Origin of the sequence: Mesorhizobium sp. M0293 (assembly GCF_040321735.1) — a bacterium.
Classification (GTDB): Bacteria; Pseudomonadota; Alphaproteobacteria; order Rhizobiales; family Rhizobiaceae; genus Mesorhizobium.
The window spans coordinates 19,668-35,948 of record NZ_JAMYSA010000037.1; the positions used below are offsets into that span (position 1 = coordinate 19,668).

Below are 16,281 nucleotides of genomic sequence, written 5' to 3' on the forward strand. Positions count from 1 at the left end.
ATCGAGCCGGCGGTGCTGTATGCGGGAGTCAGCAGTCACTTACAACAGGCTTCCCGCAGCGGAATTATATCCTATCTTGGGAATCATGCGCGCCAGCGACCTGCTCCATCCCCGGCCCGAGGGCCTTTATTGCCCGCCGGGTGATTTCTTCATCGACCCGGTGCGGCCGATCAACCGCGCGCTGATCACGCATGGCCATTCCGACCATGCGCGTTCCGGCCACCGCTCCGTGCTGGCGACGCAGCAGACGATCGACATCATGGGCCTGCGCTATGGCGAGGATTTTGCGGGAGCGACGCAAGCAACCCGGCTCGGCGAGACGATTGACCTCAACGGCGTCAGCGTCAGCTTCCATCCAGCCGGCCATGTGCTGGGCTCGGCGCAGATATCAGTCGAGCATCAGGGCATGCGCATCGTCGCCTCCGGCGACTACAAGCGGCAGAGGGACGCAACCTGCGCGCCGTTCGAGCCGATCCAGTGCGATGTGTTCATCACCGAAGCGACCTTCGGGCTGCCGGTGTTCCGTCATCCACCCGACACCGAGGAGATCGCTCGCCTGCTGAAATCGGCGGCACAGTTTCCCGAACGCTCGCATCTGGTCGGCGCCTATGCGCTGGGCAAGGCGCAGCGGGTGATGCGGCTGTTGCGCGACGCCGGCTACGACCGGCCGCTCTACATCCATGGCGCACTGGCCAAACTCAGCGAATACTATCAGAGCCAGGGCATCGACCTCGGGCAGTTGGAGCCGGCAACCGTCGAAAGTGGCGGCAAGGATGATTTCAGTGGCGCCATCGTCGTCGGCCCGCCATCGGCCTTCGCCGACCGCTGGGCACGGCGCTTTCCCGATCCGATCTCGTGCTTTGCCTCGGGCTGGATGCGCATTCGCCAGCGTGCCAAGCAAGGCGGCGTCGAACTGCCGCTAATCATCTCCGACCATGCCGACTGGGACGAACTGACCGCCACCATCAAGCAAACCGGCGCTGAGGAAATCTGGGTGACGCATGGCCGCGAGGAAGCGCTGGTACGCTGGTGCGAACTCGAAGGCATCGCCGCCCGGCCACTGCACCTGGTGGGGTACGAGGACGAGGGCGATTGATGGCATGAACCGCTTCGCCGAACTTCTCGATCGACTGGTGCTAACGCCGTCGCGCAACGGCAAGCTGACCTTGCTGGCCGACTATTTCCGCACCGTGGAGGATCCCGATCGCGGTTTGGCGCTGGCGGCCATCACCGGCGATCTCCACATCGCCGCGGTCAAGCCGGCGATGCTGCGCACACTGGTCACCGAGCGCATGGATCCGGTGCTGTTCGGCTATTCCTACGACTATGTCGGCGATCTTGCCGAAACGGTCTCGCTGGTCTGGCCGCAGACGCCCGGAAACATCCCGAACCGCGAGCCGACGCTTGGCGAGGTCGTCGCCAAACTGCAGGCGGCAAGCCGTTCCGACGGACCGAAGGTGCTGGCAGGGCTGCTCGATAGCGCCGGCATCTCGGCCCGCTTCGCCATCATCAAGCTGGTCACCGGCGGCCTGCGCATCGGCGTGTCGGCGCGGCTGGCCAAACAGGCGCTGGCGGATTTCGGCAAGGTCGATGTCACCGAGATCGAAGAGCTTTGGCACGGGCTGTCGCCGCCCTACACAGCACTATTCGCATGGCTGGAAGGCAAGGCCGAAAAGCCCCGGAAAACGGCGATGGCGTTGTTTCGCCCGGTAATGCTGTCGAACCCGGTTGGTGACGGCGATCTCGAAAAGCTCGATCCGGCGGATTATGCGGCCGAGTGGAAATGGGACGGCATCCGCGTCCAGGCGGTGGCCGAAGGCGGCATCCGCCGGCTCTATTCGCGCACTGGAGACGATGTTTCGGGCGCTTTTCCGGATCTTGCCGACGCCATGCATTTTTCCGCGACGCTCGACGGCGAACTGCTAGTCGGCGATCCCCGAGAGGCGACAGGGACCTTCTCGGATCTGCAGCAGCGGCTGAACCGCAAGACGGTAACCACGAAGATGCAGCAGCAATACCCGGCCTTCATGCGCTGCTATGATGTGCTGCAGATCGGCGACGAGGATTTGCGCGCGCTGCCATTTCGCGAGCGCCGCGGCCGCCTCGAAAACTTCGTGAAAACGCTCGACCCAAGCCGGTTCGATCTGTCGCCGTTCGTCGAATTCTCAGACTGGCATGCGCTGGAAGAAATGCGGCGGGTACCGCTGCATCCAATCATCGAAGGCGTCATGCTGAAGCGCTGGGACTCAGCCTATGTCGCCGGACGGCCGAAAGGCCCCTGGTTCAAGTGGAAGCGCGATCCGCACACTGTGGACGCGGTGCTGATGTATGCGCAACGCGGTCATGGCAAGCGCTCGAGCTTCTATTCGGATTATACGTTCGGTGTCTGGTCAGGTGCCGAAGGCGAGGAGGAGCTGGTGCCGGTCGGCAAGGCCTATTTCGGCTTCACCGACGAGGAGTTGAGGCAGATCGACAAATATGTCCGCGACAACACGGTCGAGCGTTTCGGCCCGGTGCGCTCGGTGCGGGCCGACCGTGACAACGGCCTTGTGCTGGAAGTCGCGTTCGAGGGGCTCAACCGCTCGACCCGGCACAAATCCGGCGTCGCCATGCGCTTTCCCCGTATTTCACGGCTGCGCTGGGACAAGCCGGCCAACGAGGCCGATCGTATCGAGACGCTGCAGGCATTGCTCGATCGCTAACTCGCCCTTTCATCGCCTGATGCTTTACGGCTCGACCGAAACACGGATTTCGTAAATGTCGGCGGCCTTGCCCTGCTTGTCGAAGTCGGAATTGATGGCGATGGTGCCCGCAGAGCCGGGACGCTTGTCGGGAAACTGCACGTCGAACAGATATTCGTTCTGCTGCTGGCCGACAGCGTAGCGCTTGCGGCCGCAGTCGCCGAGTTCGCCAAAATTGCAATCGACGGAAATCTGCGTCTCCTTGCCTTCCTCCGAGCGGGCGATGATATCGAACACGGCATGTTTGCCGGCGAGCTTCTCCAGAACGCCCTGCCCGACATCGAAGCTGATCGCCGAACCGGAGGCGCCGGAACGGATGCGCAGGAACGAACCGGTATCGTCCTTCATCACCTCGGCCTTGGCGTCCGACGGGGCGCTGACATGCGACGCATCGGTCGGCGAAAACACGTTGATCCAGTCGCGCGTCTGGTCCGCGGCACCGGGTTTTGCCAGGCCGCCATCGGCCGGTGTGAAATCGTCGTCGTCGACGGTCGGCGGCGCTTGCGGCGGGGCGGTATCGAGTTGCGCCGACGTCTTGAACACGCCGGTCTGCACGGCGAAAAACAGGCCAATGCCAACAGCGGCAAGCAGCGTCACGGTCAGGAAGATGGCGGTCAGCGGCAGGCGACGCCCTCTTATGCGCCGTTCATCGCGATCGGGCGCCACTTCCGTCGCCGCGTCGGCCGAGGCCGGAGCCGACATATCGATGGACGGAGCGTCGGGAAGGGCAGCGTCCGGCATGATGTCGGGAACCACCGGCAGCACGCGCGAGCGCGGCGCCTCTGAGGCAGAGCGCGGCGCATCTGAGGCGGATTGCGCAGGCCCATCGACGACGACAGCGGGTGACGGTGTCTGTTGGCCCGTTTCGACCGCGGGAGCGGAGTTAGCCCCAAGCTCGACCGCCGGTGCATCGCCCTGCGGGCCGACATCCGACACCGCCGGCAGGAACTCGGATTCGATTTCGGTGATTTTCGCCTGGATCGCCTTGCGGCGCTTTATGGCGAGCTCCACGGTTACGTCCGGATTGGCCTTTAGCGCGCGGTCAAGCGCGGCAAAAGCCGCGCGATAGACCCTTTCGCGGAACGCGCGGTCCTCGGCATTGCCTTTCTCCAAGGCGTTCCGGATCGCTTTTTCGATCGCGTCCAAGCGGGTCCCTCTGTCCGTTCGCCAACCTTGCCGTGATCGTTAGCCGCAGGCGGCCAATCAATCAACGGGCGAGCAGCGCATTCTGCCTTGGAGAGGTGTGCAAAGTCCATTGCGGCGCTGTTCCGGCAACGAAATCAGCACGTTTCATCGATTTTCACACTCCGGAAGCGCGCGCACCGTGCGCAGCGTGACTTCGCGACGATTGGCGAACAACGCGGTGGCCGGCTTTCGACAACGGCATGAGGAATTGCCAAGTCCCATCTTGAATTCGCGGCCGGTTGCGTCTATCACCCCCGCATCTTGGAGGCCTTGGCCCTCCCGGGCCGCTTTAGCTCAGTTGGTAGAGCACCGCATTCGTAATGCGGGGGTCGCGTGTTCGAGTCACGCAAGCGGCACCATTTTCCCAAGAAAACAACCAATGGCGCCATCACTGGACCAAGCCCGTTGCTTCCGTCGGCTATCTCCGCCGATACCTTGTCGGATAGGGAAGTGAAGTGGAGGCCTCGCCTCGGGATCGAACCGAGGCTTCAGAGATTTGCAGTCTCCAGCGTAGCCGCTCCGCCACGAGGCCATCACTGTCCAAGTAACGGCCAAATCTTTACGGAAAGGTTAAGGCCGGGCAGATCGATAGAAACACCGCGAACCATGCCGACCAGAACGATCGGCGACCCTCTCGACCTCACCCGCGATGCATCGCCTTCGCATCCGATCGTGCTCACGACATCCTGGCCGTCGTCGAGCTGCTGGAGCAAGGGATTTGCGACGCCGGCGAAGCACATCTGCCATTGTCGAGACCCCGGTTTGATGTGAAACTCGTGGCCTCAGCATGGGAGGTCAAAAAATGCCCAACATTTTCAAGACCGGAGACGTCGTCAAGCTGAAATCTGGAGGCCCCAGGATGACGGTCAGCGATGGCGCGGCCTCGGGCATGTATATGTGCCACTGGTTCAATCGCGAGGGCGAAGTGTGGACCCCGCAACATGCCGGGTTCAAGTCTGAACAACTGATTGCGGCCGAACAGTCGGACTAGAGCCAATTCCTTCCGTATGGAATCGGTCCCATGGAATCGGGACGGCTCAATTGTTTGTTCGAGCGTGAACGGATCAGCACGCGACCGACGGATTTTCCGGGTCGCCGCGTTTAACGGTTGAAGCGTGATGACGGCAAGGGCTGTCTGCAGCGCGCCAACCCGGAGACGCATAGCATGATCAGCCGTTTTATGTCAGTCGTTGCCCTGAGTTTGCAGACCGTTGCGGCTCTCGCCCAGACAACACCACCGCCCCCTGCACCGCCGACCTCCGCGCCGGCTGCCGCACCCAGCGCCTCGGAGGCCAGGCCCGACGTCACGCTGGCCAAGTTCCAGAAGCGGCGCGAAAAGGCGATCATGGCGGCCGACACGGACGGCGACGGCAAGATCAGCCTGCTGGAGTGGACCGCCGTGCAGGCCAAACGCAACGTCAAGGGCGACCTTGCCATATCCTTTGCCCGTCTCGATTCCAACCATGACGGCTTCATCGATCGAGCCGAACTCGATGCATTCTTCGCCAAGCGCTTTGCCCGGCTGGACAAGAATGCCGACGGCATTCTGACGGCCGACGAGCTGCCGGGCCACAAAACCGCTCCCAAGCAGGAGCAATGACCAAGAGGCAATGACGCGCGATGGACATTGGGAGTGCGCCGACTAATGGTTGCGGATCCGGACGAGGAGCTGGTTCGCCATGTCGGCGCCGGCGATCCGGCAGCCGTGCAAGCCCTGGTCGCGCGCAAGCTGCCGCGCATCCTGGCGCTTGCCGCGCGCATGCTCGGCGATGCGGCAGAGGCCGAGGATGTCGCGCAGGAAACCTTCGTGCGGATATGGCGCCATGCCTCGAGTTGGCGGCGCGGCAATGCGCGCTTCGACAGCTGGATCCACCGGGTGACGCTGAACCTGTGCTACGACCGGCTGCGCCGGCGCCGCGAATGGGTGACCGACGAGGTGCCGGACGTCGCCGATCCTGCGCCGCTTCCCGATGCTCATCCCGGGGAAGAAGCTCATCGGGTCGAACAGGCGCTGCAACGCATCGCGCCGCGTCAGCGCGAAGCGATTATCCTGGTCTACTATCAGGAGATGTCCAACATCGAGGCGGCTGCGACCCTGGAGATCAGCGTCGATGCCCTAGAAAGTCTGCTTGCGCGCGGCCGGCGGTCGCTGCAGACGATCCTGACCAGGGATGGCGCCGATGAGTGAGAACCGGGCCGGCACCAATGCACAACGGCCATCGCGCCTTGCAGGCGCTGCCTGGTGGTGGGTTGTTGTCGTTCCGACACCGCGCGGGCACGCGGTGCTGACGGGCAAGGGAAAGACACATGGCTGAAGGGTCCAGGAACGAACCGGCAATGGATGCCAAGCGCTTTGCCGCCCTGGCGGCGGCCTATGGCGGTGAACTGCGGCGATGGCCCGAGGCTGAGCGGATAGCCGGCACGGCGTTTGCCGCAAGCAAAGCGGGCAAGGCCATTTTGAAGCAAGCCGGGACCCTGGACGTCCTGCTTGGCAGCTACCGCGTCGACGCTCCCGGCCAAGCCCTGCACGGCAGCATCCTGCAGGCCGCCGGCCGGCATCTCGTCCAGCGCCGGCGTCAGCAGTTCTGGTGGCTGGGGCTGGGACTTGCCGGAATTGGTCTGGCCGGCGCCGTGGCAGGACTGGCCCTGGTGACCGTCGTCACGCCCGAGGTCCAGCCGGACCACTATGTGCTGGATGCCAATGTGACGGCGTTTGGCGACGCCGACCCGGATGCCGAGAACGGTGAGGAAAACCTATGAGCCCGCGTTGGATCCGAGGTCTGGTCATTGCTTCCGTGGTGCTGAACGTCTTTCTTGCAGGCGCATTTGTCGGTGGTGCGGTCTGGCTGAGAAATGCCAAAGCCGGCGCGGGTGTCTCGCTGGAATCGGCTGGCCGACAGCTTCCCAACCAGGACCGCCAGGCGTTCCGCCAGGCGCTGCGCCAGGTTCGCGTGGAGGCCCGGCAGAACATTCTCGATGGCCAGCAGGCCAGGCAGGAGGCGGCGGACCTGTTGCAGCAACCTGTCATGGACAAGGCAGCATTGTCGGCTGCCCTGGAGCGGGCACGCAATGCCGATGTGACGGTGCGCGCGCGGCTTGAACAGGCCATTGTCGATTTTGCGGCGAACGCATCACCCGAAAACCGGAGCGTGCTGGCACAGGCATTGCTGCGCCATATGGAACGCCGCGCCGCTGTTGCGCCAAAAAAATCGCCGTGACGACCGACGGAAAAGGTCGGAGACGCCGTTTAACGAAGAGAAGGGACAGGCCTGCCCCGATCGCACCATGCGGGCGGCCAATCTTCAAACTCGAAAGCACTCGGAGTCCAATTATGAGTCGCCTGAAAAACTATGCAGCAGCCGCTATGCTGGCCCTCAGCGGAACGGTCGTGACAGCCACCGCGTCCAGCGCAATGCCCATCGTGTCCGTTACGCAGCCGGCCGCCCCGGCACTGGTCGAGCATGTCCGCTGGGGCTGCGGCATTGGCTGGCACCCGAACCGCTGGGGCCGCTGCGTGCCGAATGGCGTCGTCATCGTGCGCCCGCGCTACCACTACTGGCACGCTTCGGTCTACGTCTGGCACCCGCATCATCACTGGCGCCACTGGCACCATTACTGATCATAGCGCCGCGGGGCCAGGCACTTTCAGGCTGGCCCCGCGTGAGCGCTGACGCGCACCGGACCAGCCCACAGTTAAGGTTAAATTCACTATACATTTGTTCTTGCCGTGCAAATAATCGAAGAGTTTCCCGAAACTATGCTCAGGCATGTTCATGGGAAAATCTGCGATTCAGCTTCGAATCCTTGGGCGGGTGCTCTGCCATCCGCTGACGCTGGCCGTGGTCGGCCTTGCCGGCGTTTTCGCCGCCGGACAGGCCGAGCACGAATGGCTGTCGGTGCCGTTCTCGCTGGCGCTTGTGGCAGCCCTCGCCGGACTTCTGTTCCTGGCTACGGGGCGCCTCGCCTTTTCCGTCTATCTCGCCTGGATGAGCATTGCCTTCGTCACCGTGGTGTCAGCGATCAAATTCAGGATGAAGGGGTTTTCGCTGCATTTCTACGACGCGGTCTTCGTGTCGAGGGATCCGGAAGTGTATCGCTTCCTGCTCGGCTCCTACCTCCATCTGATCGCGCCGGTCGTCATTGCCTTGGTGCTCGGCATCGCGGCGGCGATCCTCCTGTTCCGGATCGATCGAAAAATTGGCTGGCCTGTGTTGGCACGCGTCCTGATCATGGCGGTGCTCGTCGTTCTGGTTCCGCTGACCTTTCCGGCCGAGGCATCGAAGGACCGCTATTTCTACTACATGCAAGGCCGGCATATGTCGGCCTTCTTCGTCTCGCTGCTGGATCTGCGCAATTTGGTCGTCGAGCCGGCCTTCGAGAAGCGGCTGCAGGCCGTCGCGCCGCAGCCGCCTTTTGCCGACACGGTCGATTGCGGCGACCGCACGAACCTTCCCGATGTCTTCTTCGTGCTCAGCGAAAGCCAGTCCGATCCCGGCTATTTTCCCCAAGTGCGCAATGGCGTCGGCTTCCTGCAGGGATTCGCACCGGGGGCCGGCACGTCGCATCCGATGCAGGTCGAGACGTTTGGCGGCGGCACCTGGATCACCAATCTGTCGCTGATGACCGGCCTGTCGGCCACCGATTTCGGCTGGCGAAGCCCCTATCTGACGATCACCCTGCAGGACAAAGTCGCCGGAGCTCTACCGGAGGTGCTGGCGCGCTGCGGTTATCGAACTGTCGTGATGACGCCGATGGACTTTTCGTTCGTCAATGAAGGCCCGTTCCTGAAGTCGATCGGCGTCGAGACCGTGCTCGACATCAAGGACATCGCCGCGCCCTTCTATCACCTGCGCGACAACTTCTACTATCACGCAGCCGAGGTATTCATCGCCAGGCACCGCAAGGAGGATGGCCGCCGCTGTTCCTTGAGATCCAGACCATGTTCCCGCACTCACCCTATGAGGGGCGGATGGAGCCCGACCTGAAGGTCGAGGGCGAGCCTTTCTCGGGTGATTTCCAGGCCAATGAATATCTGCGCCGGATGGCGGTGGCGCGCGGCGATTTCCAGGATTTCCTCGACAACAGGCAAGCGGATGCCGGCTCGCGCGGCGCCGTCGTGCTCGAATTCGGCGATCACCAATCGTCGGCGACAAAACCGTTCGTCGACGCCGTCGCCGGTGACGAGGCATTGGCAACACCCGGCTCGCTTGCCTATCGCACCTTCTACACGCTCACCACCTTCAACCATAAGCTGCGCCATCCGATGCCTGACCTGGCGCCGCTCGACATCGGCTTTCTCAGTGCAAGCCTGCTCGACGCTGCCGGCCTGCCGATGTCGCCTGTCATGGCCGATCTCGTGCGCCTGCGCGACCATTGCGGCGGCAGGTTTCATGGCTGCAAGGATCGGGCCGAAGTGGACGCGCATCTGCGCCGGCGCGTCGATTCAGGCCTGCTGCATCTGTTCCCGCAGGAGGCGCCGCTGCGTGTCCATGCGGATCCGTTGCAAGCGGTGAATGCCAGCCGTTGACATGAGTGCCCGCGCCGTTTCCAACGCGGGTGTTCGAATGCCCCCAAAGACTTCGGACAGTCGAAACCCCGGTCATGCCGACCGGAATTTGGATCGATAGACCTGCACCAGGTCATCTATGCCCTTTCCAATCAGCGCAACGGGCATGGAGGCGTATCCGAAGATGAACCCCGCACGTTGATCTGTCGGGACCGCGAACAGACGCGAGATTGGATAGATGCCCACACCATCCTGCCTCGCGCAGTCGGCGAAACGCTCTTCATCGCCGGCGGTGAGGTGGTTGAACCACACGACAACATGGAGGCCAGCCGACGTTCCAACGATGTCGACCTCATCGCCAAACGCTTCAGCCATTGCGTTCAGGAACACCGCACGCCTGTCGGCATTCAGTCGCCGCATCCTTCGAACGTGGCTTTCATATGCGCCCGTTTCGATCATTGAAGCGAGCGCCTCTTGCTCGAAGCTCGAGCTGTGTCGATCGGCGATCTGCTTGCATCGGACAAAGGCCTCCACAAGCGTGCCGGGTACAACCATGTAACCAAGGCGGAGCGTTGGCGACAGCGTCTTGGATACGGTGCCGACATAGATGACCCGACCTTGACCGGTCACCCACAGTGGTGGAATTGGGCGTACGTCATACCGGTACTCCCCGTCGTAGTCGTCTTCGATGATGTAGCTGTTCCCGGCGATCGCCCATTCGATCAGGGCCTTGCGACGGCCGAACGGCAGGACGCCGCCCAGCGGAAACTGATGGCTGGGCGTCACAAATGCCAGGGCAACATCCCTGGGATCGGGAAGCCGGGAGGTGTCCATTCCATCCTTGTCGCACGGGATGGCCAAGGGTATTGCTCCTGTAGCAAGCATGACGTTGCGGGCCATCGCATAGCAGGGCTCCTCGAGCACAACCCGGCCTCCCGGATCAACAAGCGCCCGCGCGCACAGGTCCAGCGCCTGCTGGGAGCCGCTGACAATGATGATCTGGGCGACGTCGCATTCGATGCCACGGGCTCGCCAGAGGTAGCCTTGCAGGACACGGCGAAGTGCCAGATTGCCGGCTGGATGCTGATAGCCAAGGCGTTCCCGGTGCGCTAGGACCGCCGCGCTCAGCGCGCGCCGCCAGGTGAGCTTGGGAAAGTCCGACGAAGCGATGTCGCCGTACCGGAAATCGTATCGAAGCACTGCCTGTTCCGCGCTGATGTTCTTCGGCAATGCCATTGCACGCGCGGCATAGGCGGACAGCTGGGGAGTGGATTCCTGTGCCTGCGATACCGGTCTGGTATACGGGTGTCGTCCTTCGGACGTGACTGTCGGCTTGGCGCCCTGCCGCACCTGAATGTAGCCCTCGGAGATCAACTGGTCATAGGCGGCCGTCACCGTGGTCCTGGATACGCCGAGTTCCTCCGCAAGCGCGCGGCTCGAGGGCAATCTCCCACCCGCATCATAAACGCCGGACTTAATCTGCTCGCGCAAGGAAAGGTAGATGCGACGGGTCGCGCCGCTCTTTCGTGAGCCCTTCACCAACTGGACCAATGAAACATTCCAAAACTGGCGGTGTATCTTGTGCCACCTTGAGGTGAACAATGCGCTCACGTCAAGGAGATGCTTATGTACACCCCGCCAGCCTTCGCCGTGGAGGACACGACCGAGCTTTACGAAATGATGCGGCAATGTCGCCTTGCCAATTTCGTGACGGCTACGCCCGATGGTCCGATGGCCACCCCTTTGCCTATGTTCCTCAATGAGACGGAGGGAGAAAGGGGCGTCCTCTATGCGCATCTGGCGCGACCGAACCCGCATTGGCAGACTCCTGTCATCGGCCATGGACTTGCAGTTTTCATGGGACCGGACGCCTATGTGACGCCGTCCTGGTACGCCTCGAAAGCCGAACATGGGAAGGTCGTCCCGACGTGGAATTATACAGCCGTCCATGCGAGTGGGCCGGTGGAGTTCTTCGAAGATGCCGAACGCCTGTTTGAGGTGGTGTCGCGCCTCACGGGCATTCACGAGGCGTCACGTTCGCCGCCTTGGGCAGTCACCGACGCTCCTGAAGCCTACATCAAGGCTCAGCTCCGCGGCATTGTCGGTATTCGCATGCCCGTCGTTTCGCTGCAGGGAAAGCGCAAGATGAGCCAAAACCGCCCTGAGGCCGATCGCAAAGGGGTGAAACAGGGACTTGGCGATAGCGGCAGGCTTACCGATCAGATCGTTTCCGAGATGATTCCGGGCTGAGACGGGCAACTGGGTGCCTGAGTGGAATTCTGGAGTTGGCAACAGATGTTCGAACAACCGGTGATCGACGAACGGATCAAGGAAATCGCCCCCGGCTTCAGAGCGATGAGCATTCATGTCGATGCGGCAAATGCCGGAGAAGGAAGCCTTCCCACAGGGCTTCTGACAGATGCCTGCGATTACGTCCTGCGGGAGGGCGGCCCGTCATGGGCCGACGCCCATTTGACCAGCTGGGCCGACACCTATGCCCGGTTCGGAGCCAAGTCCAATCGGACACCCTGTTCGGCGCAAGCACTGAGAAAGCGGGTGTTGGAGGACGGAATGATTCCTTCGATCAATCCTGTCGTCGATCTCTATAACGCCGTCAGCCTCAAATATGCGATTCCCGTCGGCGGCGAGAACTACGATGCCTATGCCGGGCGTCCGCTTCTGACCGTGGCCGACGGACGCGAACCGTTCGAAACAGTCATGAACGGCGAAGTGGTGATCGATAACCCCCTCCCCGGAGAGGTCATCTGGCGAGACGATGCGGGCGTCACATGCCGGCGTTGGAACTGGCGGCAAGGTACGCGCACCCGACTGGAGACAACCGATGATCGCATCTGGTTTGTGTTGGAGAGCCTTGAGACAATGCCGGAAGGCGCGCTTGCGGATGCATCGGACATGCTGGTTGAAGGGCTGAATATGTTGATGCCCGATTGCTTGGTGTTCGCTCGGAGAATTGCAGTCTGAGGATGACTGGTCCGCTGCCAGCGCAAAGTTGCCACAGCGGTGCAGGGTTGGTGACATTTGAAACCGGATCCCGGAATTGTCTCGCTCAGGTGTGAGTGACACACTGCGGCGCGGATCAGCGGGCGACGTGTTCGGAGAGCGTCGCCACCGTCTTCAAGGCACCATCGAGCATGTCGCCCTTTTCGTCCTTCAGCGCCATCTCGCGCAGGCGGCGGATCCAGTCGGCGGCGTCCGCCCGACCCTTGAGCAGATCGAGCGCGGACAGCACCCGGTCGAATTTCGACTGGGCGCGGACATGGGTATCGCTGTAGCCCTTGATCAGCCGGCGGCAATTGAGGATTTCGACGGCCAGCGCATAGTCAGTCGGCACATAACCAAGAGCCAGCGCGTACCAGCGATCGAGATGCGCGACCTCGACCTTGTGGCGCAGCAGGCTGCGGCGCCAGCGGCGCAGGCCGCCGATGAACCACAAAGCGGCAAAGCCGGCAAAACTGTCGGTGCGGATACGACGGCCATGATTGATACGGCGGTCGAGAAAGGCGGCGAGCTTCGGCCGGTTCTCGATGTAGCTGCCCAGACTTGCCGGCAGTGTGCCGCAGAACTCCTCGATGCGCGGATGGAAATATTCGGTCACCTGCAGGATCGAGCCGTCCTTGACACCGACCTCGCGGCGCACGCGTTTGTCGCGTGTGGAGCGTGTCTTCAGATCGGCGACGCGGATCATGTCGTCGTAGCATAGCGCATTAGCCAGATGCTTCGCGGCAGCGATGGACAAGCCATATCCGCGATCCGGCCCGTCCAGTGCGACTGCCTTGTCCAGCCGGTCGAGATACTCGCGCCCGTAAGCGATGTCCTGATAGTCGACGACCTTTCGCAGGCCCCGAAGCGCCATGTCGCGCACCGCCACCGGCATCAGCTCGATGCGGGCGGCCAAGGCCTGCCAGCCTTGCAGCAGGTTTTGCGGGCCAGTGACGCGCCCGGCGCCCAGGGCAGATTCGACAAGCGCGGACTCAGCTTGCTTCTGCGCCGGCGCTGCCGTACCGCGCGCGCGATCAAACGCAGCACCGAAGGCGGCGAGGCTGGCCTTGACGCCCCGACCGCCGGCACCGATCGCCTGTTCGTAGCTCTCGCGAGAGAACGGCAGGGCGTCGGACCCCGCCAGCGCGCCAAGCAGGCTGGCCGAGATCATCGAGCCATTGTCGGCGGCGATCTTCTCCATGTCGAAAGCGATGAAGCGCTTCGATGCGGCTTCCGCCGTCGCGTGCACCTTGGAGGACGACGCCCGACCATCACCCGGCTCGATCTTTTCCGAGACGGCGGCGATGCGATGCGACGAGGCGATCAGCGTCGTGCGCTCGGGCGTGACGAAGCCGCGGATGATGGCGCGGCCGGCTTCCATCAGTTCCGCGGCGATCAGGATGTCGACATCGCCTTGCGAGGGCGACAGCGCGAAGACCGGCAGGCGGCCGGTGTCGCAGGCCATCTCGACATAATAGATGGTGGCGCCGGTGCGCTGGGCGACGCCGGCGACCGAGGTCGACTGCGCGACATAGCCGTTGCGCTCCGCGACATCGGTGATCCAGTCGGCCAGCACGCCGCCGCCCTGGCCGCCGACCGCAAGCACGGCAAGCTTGATGACGCGCTCGTCATCCTGAGCACTGGGCCGGGCGCGAAGTGGGGGGACAGCGTCAAGCATCGGCGAAAGTCAGGCGCCGGCTTTCGCGGCGGCGCTGCAACAGGCTGATGGTGGCGCGGCGCACGGATTCCAGGAAACGGTCCCAGCGGCTCGGATTGTGCACGACGTCGGCGCGGTAGAAGGATGGGCACAGCACCGCCGCATCGGCGACCTCGCCGCAATTGCCGCAGCCGACACAGCTCTGGTAGATATGCGCCACCGGATCGTCGCGCAGCGGATCGTCGAGCGACTTCACAGACAGCGACGGACAACCCGACAGCCGCATGCAGGCATGGTCGCCGGTGCAGATGTCCTCGTCGACGCCGAACTTCGGTTTTATCACCCGCTCGCCGCCCTTGATCGCCTTGTCGACCAGCGGCTTTTCGCGGCGCTGGCGGTTGAGCATGCATTCGGACGAGGCGACGATGACCTTCGGCCCCTTCTCCTCGGTGGTCAGTGCCTCGCGCAACGTGTCCTGCATCTTGGTCACGTCGTAGGTGCGGTCGACATGGCGCAGCCATTTGACGCCCATCCCTTTCACCGCCTCGGTGATCGGATGCTTCGTCGACTTGGTCTTGTTGCCCGCGCGGGACGAGAGGATGTCTTGGCCGCCGGTGGCGGCCGAATAGAAATTATCGACGATGACGATGACACCGTCATTCTTGTTGAACACCGCGTTGCCGATCGAGGAGGTCAGGCCGTTGTGCCAGAAGCCGCCATCGCCGACGAAGGAGATCGAACGGCGCTTGGCATCGGGCGAGTTGAATGCCGAGGCCGAGGCGGGCCCCAACCCGTAGCCCATGGTGGTGGCGCCGAGCTCGAAAGGCGGCATGATCGAGAACAGATGGCAACCAATATCGGAGGCGATGTGATGCTTGCCGAGTTCCTGCTCGACCAGCTTGGTCGCGGCAAAGATCGGCCGCTCCGGGCAGCCGATGCAAAAGCCCGGCGGGCGACCCGGCACGACATTGATCAGGTCCGCTGTGTCGACGCCGTCGCCCACCTTGTTGGGGGCACGCACTTCGCCCGGCAGCAGATGCGGCGCCTCGGCACGCAGGAAGGCACCGATGCCGTCGAGCATGACTTGGCCGGTATATTCTCCGGCCATCGGCAGATGCTCCTTGCCGACCAGCCTGGTGCCGCGCCCGGCCTTGTGCAGCATCGCGGCGAAGGCCTGCTCGATGTAGTTGGGCTGGCCCTCCTCGACGACGAGTACGGATTGCTTTCCTTCGCAGAAGGACAGGAACTCGTCATCGATCAGCGGATAGACGGCGTTGAGCACGTAAAGCGGCACATCGGTGTCGCCATAGGTGTCGGCAAGGCCGAGACGCTGCAAGGCGCGGATGACCGAATTGTACATGCCGCCCTGCATGACGATGCCGACCGAACCATGATCCGAGCCGAAGAATTCATTGATCTTGTTCTTGCGGATGAAATCGACCGCCGCCGGCCAGCGCTTCTGCACCTTTTCCTTCTCGTGCAGGAAGGATGCGGGCGGCAGCACGATGCGGCCGGTGTCGCGGCGTGGTGCATCAAGCGCATCTGCGACCGTCATCGGCGGCCGCTTGTTGTCCTTGGCGATGAAATGGCCGTGGACATGGCAGCAGCGGATGCGAACCTGCAGCATGACCGGCGTGTTGGAGATCTCCGACAGCTCGAAGCCGTCCTCCACCGCCTTGACGATCGACGGCAGATTGGGGCGCGGGTCGAGCAGCCAAACCTGGCTTTTCATGGCGAAGGCATGGCTTCGCTCCTGCATGATCGAGGAGCCCTCGCCGTAATCCTCGCCGACGATGATCAGTGCGCCGCCGGTGACACCGCCGGACGCGAGATTGGCGAGCGCATCGGAGGCGACATTGGTGCCGACCGTCGACTTGAAGGTCGCAGCGCCACGGATCGGGTAGTGCACCGAGGCGGCCAGCATGGCGGTGGCGGTGGCTTCCGAGGCACTGGCCTCGAAATGCACCCCGAGCTCGCCCAGAATGTCCTGTGCGTCGGCCAGCACGTCCATCAGGTGGCTGATCGGCGCGCCCTGATAGCCGCCGACGTAGCCGACGCCGCATTGCAGAAGCGCCTTGGTGATGGCGAGGATGCCTTCGCCGGCAAACTCCTCGCCGGCGCCGAGCCTGAGTTTTTCGACTTCCTTGGCAAAAGACCGTTCGGCCATTTTGTGACTCCTTCCGTTACCGCCC

At 63.0% G+C, this 16,281-nt stretch carries 17 protein-coding genes and 2 tRNA genes; 14 read left to right on the forward strand and 5 right to left on the reverse strand.

Annotated elements, in window-relative coordinates; all coding sequences use genetic code 11:
* Positions 1–85 precede the first annotated feature (85 nt).
* Both NKJ06_RS16025 and NKJ06_RS16030 read left to right on the forward strand, forming a co-directional pair.
* The gene (locus NKJ06_RS16025; protein ID WP_352629841.1) at positions 86–1,096 is read left to right on the forward strand and encodes a ligase-associated DNA damage response exonuclease; all 1,011 of its coding nucleotides are present in this window, start codon (positions 86–88) and stop codon (positions 1,094–1,096) included.
* 4 nt (positions 1,097–1,100) lie between these two features.
* On the forward strand, positions 1,101–2,702 hold the full coding sequence (locus NKJ06_RS16030) for a cisplatin damage response ATP-dependent DNA ligase (RefSeq protein ID WP_352629843.1): 1,602 nt from the start codon (positions 1,101–1,103) through the stop codon (positions 2,700–2,702).
* 24 nt (positions 2,703–2,726) lie between these two features.
* On the opposite strand, the gene NKJ06_RS16035 is transcribed toward NKJ06_RS16030, so the two are convergent.
* Positions 2,727–3,887 (reverse strand): hypothetical protein, encoded by a 1,161-nt coding sequence (locus tag NKJ06_RS16035; RefSeq protein ID WP_352629846.1) that lies wholly within the window; start codon positions 3,885–3,887, stop codon positions 2,727–2,729.
* Between the two features lie 322 nt (positions 3,888–4,209).
* Between NKJ06_RS16035 and NKJ06_RS16040 the strand changes: the two genes are divergently transcribed.
* Positions 4,210–4,285: transfer RNA gene (locus tag NKJ06_RS16040), tRNA-Thr, on the forward strand.
* Between the two features lie 97 nt (positions 4,286–4,382).
* Here NKJ06_RS16040 and NKJ06_RS16045 read toward each other — a convergent pair.
* Positions 4,383–4,458 (reverse strand) — tRNA-Cys (locus tag NKJ06_RS16045).
* A 270-nt stretch (positions 4,459–4,728) separates the two neighbouring features.
* Here NKJ06_RS16045 and NKJ06_RS16050 point away from each other — a divergent pair.
* The 9 genes from NKJ06_RS16050 (at position 4,729) to NKJ06_RS16090 (ending at position 9,453) form a co-directional block, all read left to right on the forward strand.
* Positions 4,729–4,917, forward strand: a complete 189-nt coding sequence (locus NKJ06_RS16050; RefSeq protein WP_352629848.1) for a YodC family protein — start codon at positions 4,729–4,731, stop codon at positions 4,915–4,917.
* Positions 4,918–5,091: 174 nt separating this feature from the next.
* A complete protein-coding gene (locus NKJ06_RS16055) occupies positions 5,092–5,526 on the forward strand; it encodes an EF-hand domain-containing protein (RefSeq protein ID WP_352629850.1) in 435 nt (144 codons plus the stop codon).
* A 45-nt stretch (positions 5,527–5,571) separates the two neighbouring features.
* Positions 5,572–6,114: an RNA polymerase sigma factor gene (locus tag NKJ06_RS16060; RefSeq protein WP_352629852.1), complete on the forward strand. Its 543-nt coding sequence runs from the start codon at positions 5,572–5,574 to the stop codon at positions 6,112–6,114.
* Positions 6,107–6,241 (forward strand): hypothetical protein, encoded by a 135-nt coding sequence (locus tag NKJ06_RS16065; protein WP_352629854.1) that lies wholly within the window; start codon positions 6,107–6,109, stop codon positions 6,239–6,241. The genes NKJ06_RS16060 and NKJ06_RS16065 overlap by 8 nt, the downstream gene beginning before the upstream one ends.
* A gap of 22 nt (positions 6,242–6,263) precedes the next feature.
* Positions 6,264–6,686, forward strand: coding sequence for a hypothetical protein (locus NKJ06_RS16070; protein WP_352629857.1), 423 nt, complete (start codon positions 6,264–6,266; stop codon positions 6,684–6,686).
* A complete protein-coding gene (locus tag NKJ06_RS16075; protein ID WP_352810196.1) occupies positions 6,683–7,144 on the forward strand; it encodes a periplasmic heavy metal sensor in 462 nt (153 codons plus the stop codon). The genes NKJ06_RS16070 and NKJ06_RS16075 overlap by 4 nt, the downstream gene beginning before the upstream one ends.
* Before the next feature lie 113 nt (positions 7,145–7,257).
* Positions 7,258–7,545, forward strand: a complete 288-nt coding sequence (locus NKJ06_RS16080) for a GCG_CRPN prefix-to-repeats domain-containing protein (protein WP_352629861.1) — start codon at positions 7,258–7,260, stop codon at positions 7,543–7,545.
* Positions 7,546–7,699: 154 nt separating this feature from the next.
* Positions 7,700–8,911, forward strand: a complete 1,212-nt coding sequence (locus NKJ06_RS16085; RefSeq protein ID WP_352629863.1) for an LTA synthase family protein — start codon at positions 7,700–7,702, stop codon at positions 8,909–8,911.
* Complete coding sequence (locus NKJ06_RS16090; protein ID WP_352629865.1) at positions 8,896–9,453, forward strand: hypothetical protein; 558 nt, start codon at positions 8,896–8,898, stop codon at positions 9,451–9,453. The genes NKJ06_RS16085 and NKJ06_RS16090 overlap by 16 nt, the downstream gene beginning before the upstream one ends.
* A 72-nt stretch (positions 9,454–9,525) precedes the next feature.
* Here the strand turns inward: NKJ06_RS16090 and pdxR are convergent, their stop codons facing one another.
* Positions 9,526–10,983, reverse strand: coding sequence for a MocR-like pyridoxine biosynthesis transcription factor PdxR (pdxR, locus tag NKJ06_RS16095; protein ID WP_352629867.1), 1,458 nt, complete (start codon positions 10,981–10,983; stop codon positions 9,526–9,528).
* 75 nt (positions 10,984–11,058) lie between these two features.
* On the opposite strand from pdxR, the gene NKJ06_RS16100 reads away from it, so the two are divergent.
* Together NKJ06_RS16100 and NKJ06_RS16105 are read left to right on the forward strand one after the other, a co-directional pair.
* Positions 11,059–11,682 (forward strand): FMN-binding negative transcriptional regulator, encoded by a 624-nt coding sequence (locus NKJ06_RS16100; RefSeq protein ID WP_352439684.1) that lies wholly within the window; start codon positions 11,059–11,061, stop codon positions 11,680–11,682.
* A 45-nt stretch (positions 11,683–11,727) separates the two neighbouring features.
* Positions 11,728–12,414 carry a B3/B4 domain-containing protein gene (locus NKJ06_RS16105; protein WP_352629870.1) on the forward strand — a complete coding sequence of 229 codons (687 nt, stop codon included), beginning with the start codon at positions 11,728–11,730 and terminating at the stop codon, positions 12,412–12,414.
* Positions 12,415–12,529: 115 nt separating this feature from the next.
* Here the strand turns inward: NKJ06_RS16105 and NKJ06_RS16110 are convergent, their stop codons facing one another.
* The gene (locus tag NKJ06_RS16110) at positions 12,530–14,110 is read right to left on the reverse strand and encodes an indolepyruvate oxidoreductase subunit beta family protein (protein ID WP_352629872.1); all 1,581 of its coding nucleotides are present in this window, start codon (positions 14,108–14,110) and stop codon (positions 12,530–12,532) included.
* Positions 14,103–16,256, reverse strand: a complete 2,154-nt coding sequence (locus NKJ06_RS16115; RefSeq protein ID WP_352810198.1) for a thiamine pyrophosphate-dependent enzyme — start codon at positions 16,254–16,256, stop codon at positions 14,103–14,105. The genes NKJ06_RS16110 and NKJ06_RS16115 overlap by 8 nt, the downstream gene beginning before the upstream one ends.
* Positions 16,257–16,281: the final 25 nt, after the last annotated feature.

Coding starts and splice junctions, on each gene's coding strand:
- NKJ06_RS16090 (WP_352629865.1), top strand. CDS start 8,896: ATGGAGCCCGACCTGAAGGTCGAGGGCGAGCCTTTCTCGGGTGATTTC.
- NKJ06_RS16050 (WP_352629848.1), top strand. CDS start 4,729: ATGCCCAACATTTTCAAGACCGGAGACGTCGTCAAGCTGAAATCTGGA.
- NKJ06_RS16085 (WP_352629863.1), top strand. CDS start 7,700: ATGGGAAAATCTGCGATTCAGCTTCGAATCCTTGGGCGGGTGCTCTGC.
- NKJ06_RS16030 (WP_352629843.1), top strand. CDS start 1,101: ATGAACCGCTTCGCCGAACTTCTCGATCGACTGGTGCTAACGCCGTCG.
- NKJ06_RS16060 (WP_352629852.1), top strand. CDS start 5,572: ATGGTTGCGGATCCGGACGAGGAGCTGGTTCGCCATGTCGGCGCCGGC.
- NKJ06_RS16105 (WP_352629870.1), top strand. CDS start 11,728: ATGTTCGAACAACCGGTGATCGACGAACGGATCAAGGAAATCGCCCCC.
- NKJ06_RS16055 (WP_352629850.1), top strand. CDS start 5,092: ATGATCAGCCGTTTTATGTCAGTCGTTGCCCTGAGTTTGCAGACCGTT.
- NKJ06_RS16075 (WP_352810196.1), top strand. CDS start 6,683: ATGAGCCCGCGTTGGATCCGAGGTCTGGTCATTGCTTCCGTGGTGCTG.
- NKJ06_RS16070 (WP_352629857.1), top strand. CDS start 6,264: ATGGATGCCAAGCGCTTTGCCGCCCTGGCGGCGGCCTATGGCGGTGAA.
- NKJ06_RS16025 (WP_352629841.1), top strand. CDS start 86: ATGCGCGCCAGCGACCTGCTCCATCCCCGGCCCGAGGGCCTTTATTGC.
- NKJ06_RS16115 (WP_352810198.1), bottom strand. CDS start 16,256: ATGGCCGAACGGTCTTTTGCCAAGGAAGTCGAAAAACTCAGGCTCGGC.
- NKJ06_RS16100 (WP_352439684.1), top strand. CDS start 11,059: ATGTACACCCCGCCAGCCTTCGCCGTGGAGGACACGACCGAGCTTTAC.
- NKJ06_RS16080 (WP_352629861.1), top strand. CDS start 7,258: ATGAGTCGCCTGAAAAACTATGCAGCAGCCGCTATGCTGGCCCTCAGC.
- NKJ06_RS16065 (WP_352629854.1), top strand. CDS start 6,107: ATGAGTGAGAACCGGGCCGGCACCAATGCACAACGGCCATCGCGCCTT.
- NKJ06_RS16110 (WP_352629872.1), bottom strand. CDS start 14,110: ATGCTTGACGCTGTCCCCCCACTTCGCGCCCGGCCCAGTGCTCAGGAT.